The organism is Roseovarius halophilus (ex Wu et al. 2025) (genome assembly GCF_047086965.1).
Genome location: NZ_JBKOTX010000348.1, coordinates 1 through 3502, shown reverse-complemented (window position 1 = coordinate 3502; position 3502 = coordinate 1). Strand labels below are relative to the sequence as shown.

Genomic DNA, 3502 nt, shown 5'->3' with positions numbered 1-3502 from the left:
CGCGCCAGCCGCTCGCCCATGGCGATGAAGCTCTCGTCGCGCATCTCGAAATAGGTCCGAGTCAGCCCCCGCAGCCCGGGGTCGATCTCGATGTTGGCGCTGATGGAGGGCGGGATGGATCAGTCGATGACACCCGTCGCGCCGCTGGCCGACGGAGAGCGCGTGCTGGCGCGCTTCCCGGCGGACCGCGCGACGTACTGGCGCGATCACGCTTGGCTGTCGGCGGGGGCGATGGGGCTGGGCATGGCCGTGCTCTGGGCCATGGGCAACCCGCATGTCTGGACGGGTGCCGTCGGCGGCCTGGCGGCGGTGGCGGTGCGCGCGCTCTACGTCGCCTCGGACGAGGCGGCGGCGCGCTGGGACCTGACCGACCGGCGCCTGATGGGGCCGCAGGGCCGCATGGTGACACTGGACGAGATCGCGGCGATCCGCGTGCTGGGCTCGGCGGTGCAGGTGGTCACGCGGACGGGCGACAAGCACCTGCTGAAATACCAGCCCGACCGCGACGCCACGAAGGCCCGGATCGAGGCGGCGATGGGGAGGACGACATGAGCGACCTGGGACGGCTCGAACGCGTGGAATTACGCCGCATCTGGCAGACCGAGGCACAGGATTTCACACCTTGGCTGGCGCGCGAGGACAATCTGGCGCTTTTGGGCGATACGCTGGGGGTTGATCTGGAACTGGAGGCGGTGGAGCAGAACGTCGGGCCGTTCAGGGCCGACATCCTGTGCAAAGATACGCTTTCGGATCGCTGGGTACTGGTGGAGAACCAATTGGAACGCACCGATCACACGCATCTCGGGCAGTTGATGACCTATGCTGCAGGTCTGGATGCCGTGACGATTGTCTGGATCGCTGCCCGTGTGGCCGAGGAACACCGTGCCGCGATCGACTGGCTCAACGAGATCACAGAGGCCGAAGTGCGGTTTTTCGCGCTGGAGGTGGAGCTGTGGTGCATCGGCAACAGCCCGGCGGCGCCCAAGTTCAACGTGGTAAGCAAACCCAACGACTGGTCGCGGAGTACGGCTTCAGCAAAAAGGGCTGTTGAAGAGACGTTGACCCCGACACGCGCTATGCAGCAACGTTATTGGAGTGGCGTGCAGGCCGTTCTGGCGCAGAACGGCGGGCCGATGCGCCCGGTCTCTGCACCGGCGCAGTCTTGGCTTTCACACGGGATCGGAAAGACCGGCGTTGGGCTGAACATGGCAATGAATACCCGAGACAACTGGGCACGGGTAGAAATATATCTTGCAGGCAAATGGGCCAAGCAGGACTTCTTGATACTTGAAGCACGAAAATCAGAACTCGAAGCTGCCTTTGGCGCGTCTCTGGACTGGCAGGCATTGCCGGAGAAGCAGGATGCTAGGATCTGTTATACCCTCAATGCCGACGTGAGCGACGAAACCGACTGGTCCCGCCAACATGATTGGCTGGTTCGGAATGCTGCCCGTCTACACGAAGTGTTTCACCCGCACGTTGCACGTCTCGAACGACGCGAGAATCGCGAGGAAACCGAATGACCACCACGCTTTTCACCAATGCCCGGCTGATCGACCCCGAGGCCGGCACCGACGCGCCCGGCTGGCTGCTGGTGGAGGACGGCGCGATCCGCGCGGTGGGCGGGCAGGGCGAGGACATGCCGCCGGCCGTCCACCGGCGCGATTGCGGCGGCAAGTGCCTTGCCCCGGGCATCGTTGATATCGGCGTCAAGGTCTGCGAGCCGGGCGAGCGGCACAAGGAAAGTTTCCGCTCCGCCGGGCTGGCCGCGGCCGCCGGCGGCGTGACGACAATGGCCACGCGCCCCGACACGGCCCAGGCGATCGACAGCCCCGAGGCGCTGGAATTCGTGGCCCGCCGCGCCAGGGCCGCCGCGCCCGTCAACGTGCTGCCCATGGCGGCCCTGACCAAGGGGCGCGCGGGCCGCGAGATGACCGAGATCGCCTTCCTGATGGATGCCGGGGCCGTGGCCTTCACCGATTGCGACCGTGTCGTCACCGACACCAGGGTGCTGACCCGGTCGCTGAGTTACGCGCGCGGGCTCGGCGCGCTCGTCATCGCCCACCCGCAGGACCCGGGGCTGAGCGCCGGGGCGGCCGCCACCTCCGGCAAGTTCGCGTCGCTGCGCGGCCTGCCGGGCGTGTCGCCCATGGCCGAGCGGATGGGCCTCGACCGTGACATCGCGCTGCTCGAGATGACCGGCGCGCGCTACCACGCCGACCAGGTCACCACCGCCCGTGCGCTGCCCGCGCTGCGCCGGGCCAAGCGCAACGGGCTCGACATCACCGCCGGGACCAGTATCCATCACCTCGCGCTGAACGAGCTCGACGTGGCCGATTACCGCACCTTCTTCAAGGTCAAGCCGCCGCTGAGATCCGAGGAGGACCGGCAGGCGGTGATCGCGGCACTGCGCGAGGGGCTGATCGACGTGATCAGCTCGATGCACACCCCGCAGGACGAGGAAAGCAAGCGCCTGCCCTTCGAGGAGGCGGCGAGCGGCGCCGTGGGGCTGGAAACGCTGCTGCCCGCCGCGCTGCGCCTCTACCACGCGGGTGCGCTCACCCTGCCCGAACTGTTCCGCGCGATGGCGCTCAACCCGGCGCGGCGGCTGGGGCTCGGCGCCGGACGGCTGGCCGCCGGGGCGCCCGCCGACCTCGTGCTGTTCGATGCCGACGCGCCGTTCGTCCTCGATCGCTGGCAACTCCGGTCGAAATCCAGGAACACGCCCTTCGACGGCGCCCGCCTGCAGGGCCGGGTACTGGCCAGCTACGTCGCGGGCACCCCTGTCCACGAGGCCGCCTGATGCCGTTCATCGAAACCTCCGCCGCCCTGCTCGCGCTCTGGGCCGCTCTTGGCTACCTGCTGGGGTCGATCCCCTTCGGCATGGTACTGGCGCGGCTGATGGGGCTGGGCAACCTGCGCCGGATCGGCTCGGGCAATATCGGGGCGACGAACGTGCTGCGGACGGGCTCGAAACCCGCCGCCGCCGCGACGCTGCTTCTCGACGGGGCCAAGGGGGCGGTGGCGGTCCTGCTGGCCCGGGCGCTCGCGGGGCCCGATGCCGGCCAGCTTGCCGGGCTCGCCGCGTTCCTCGGGCATTGCTACCCGGTCTGGCTGGGCTTCCGCGGCGGCAAGGGCGTGGCCACCTTCCTCGGGCTCCTGCTGGCGCTCGCCTGGCCGGTGGGGCTGGCGGCCTGCCTGACATGGCTGGCCACGGCGGCGCTCACGCGCCTCTCCTCGCTCTCGGCCATCGCGGCGGCGGGGCTGGCCCCGGTCTGGATGCTGGTGCTGGGCCATGGCGGGCTCGTCGCGCTGGGCGGGGCGCTCATGGCCGTCGTGATCTGGCGCCACCGCGAAAACATCGCCCGGATGCGCGCGGGAACAGAGCCGCGCATCGGCCGCAAATGACGCGGGCGCGCGGTTTTGAGGCGGCCAAGCTGGATTACCTTGCGATGCAGTTCAATTGCGTGGTCGAGACGAACAGGGGCGCGATCAGGCTGTG

At 68.8% G+C, this 3502-nt stretch carries 4 protein-coding genes; all 4 read left to right on the top strand.

Annotated features, from left to right (window positions below; translation table 11 throughout):
- Positions 1-90 precede the first annotated feature (90 nt).
- The 4 genes from ACH107_RS31140 to plsY are packed head-to-tail and all read left to right on the top strand — an operon-like array spanning position 91 to position 3408.
- A complete protein-coding gene (locus ACH107_RS31140; RefSeq protein WP_412509543.1) occupies positions 91-552 on the top strand; it encodes a hypothetical protein in 462 nt (153 codons plus the stop codon).
- Positions 549-1523: a DUF4268 domain-containing protein gene (locus tag ACH107_RS31135; protein WP_412509542.1), complete on the top strand. Its 975-nt coding sequence runs from the start codon at positions 549-551 to the stop codon at positions 1521-1523. The genes ACH107_RS31140 and ACH107_RS31135 overlap by 4 nt, the downstream gene beginning before the upstream one ends.
- Positions 1520-2803: a dihydroorotase gene (gene pyrC / locus ACH107_RS31130; protein WP_412509541.1), complete on the top strand. Its 1284-nt coding sequence runs from the start codon at positions 1520-1522 to the stop codon at positions 2801-2803. Before ACH107_RS31135 ends, pyrC begins: the two co-directional genes overlap by 4 nt.
- The gene (gene plsY, locus ACH107_RS31125; protein ID WP_412509540.1) at positions 2803-3408 is read left to right on the top strand and encodes a glycerol-3-phosphate 1-O-acyltransferase PlsY; all 606 of its coding nucleotides are present in this window, start codon (positions 2803-2805) and stop codon (positions 3406-3408) included. Before pyrC ends, plsY begins: the two co-directional genes overlap by 1 nt.
- Positions 3409-3502: the final 94 nt, after the last annotated feature.

Excerpts from the sequence above, each read along its gene's own strand:
- ACH107_RS31135 (WP_412509542.1), top strand. The coding sequence starts at position 549 with ATGAGCGACCTGGGACGGCTCGAACGCGTGGAATTACGCCGCATCTGG.
- ACH107_RS31140 (WP_412509543.1), top strand. The coding sequence starts at position 91 with ATGTTGGCGCTGATGGAGGGCGGGATGGATCAGTCGATGACACCCGTC.
- plsY (WP_412509540.1), top strand. The coding sequence starts at position 2,803 with ATGCCGTTCATCGAAACCTCCGCCGCCCTGCTCGCGCTCTGGGCCGCT.
- pyrC (WP_412509541.1), top strand. The coding sequence starts at position 1,520 with ATGACCACCACGCTTTTCACCAATGCCCGGCTGATCGACCCCGAGGCC.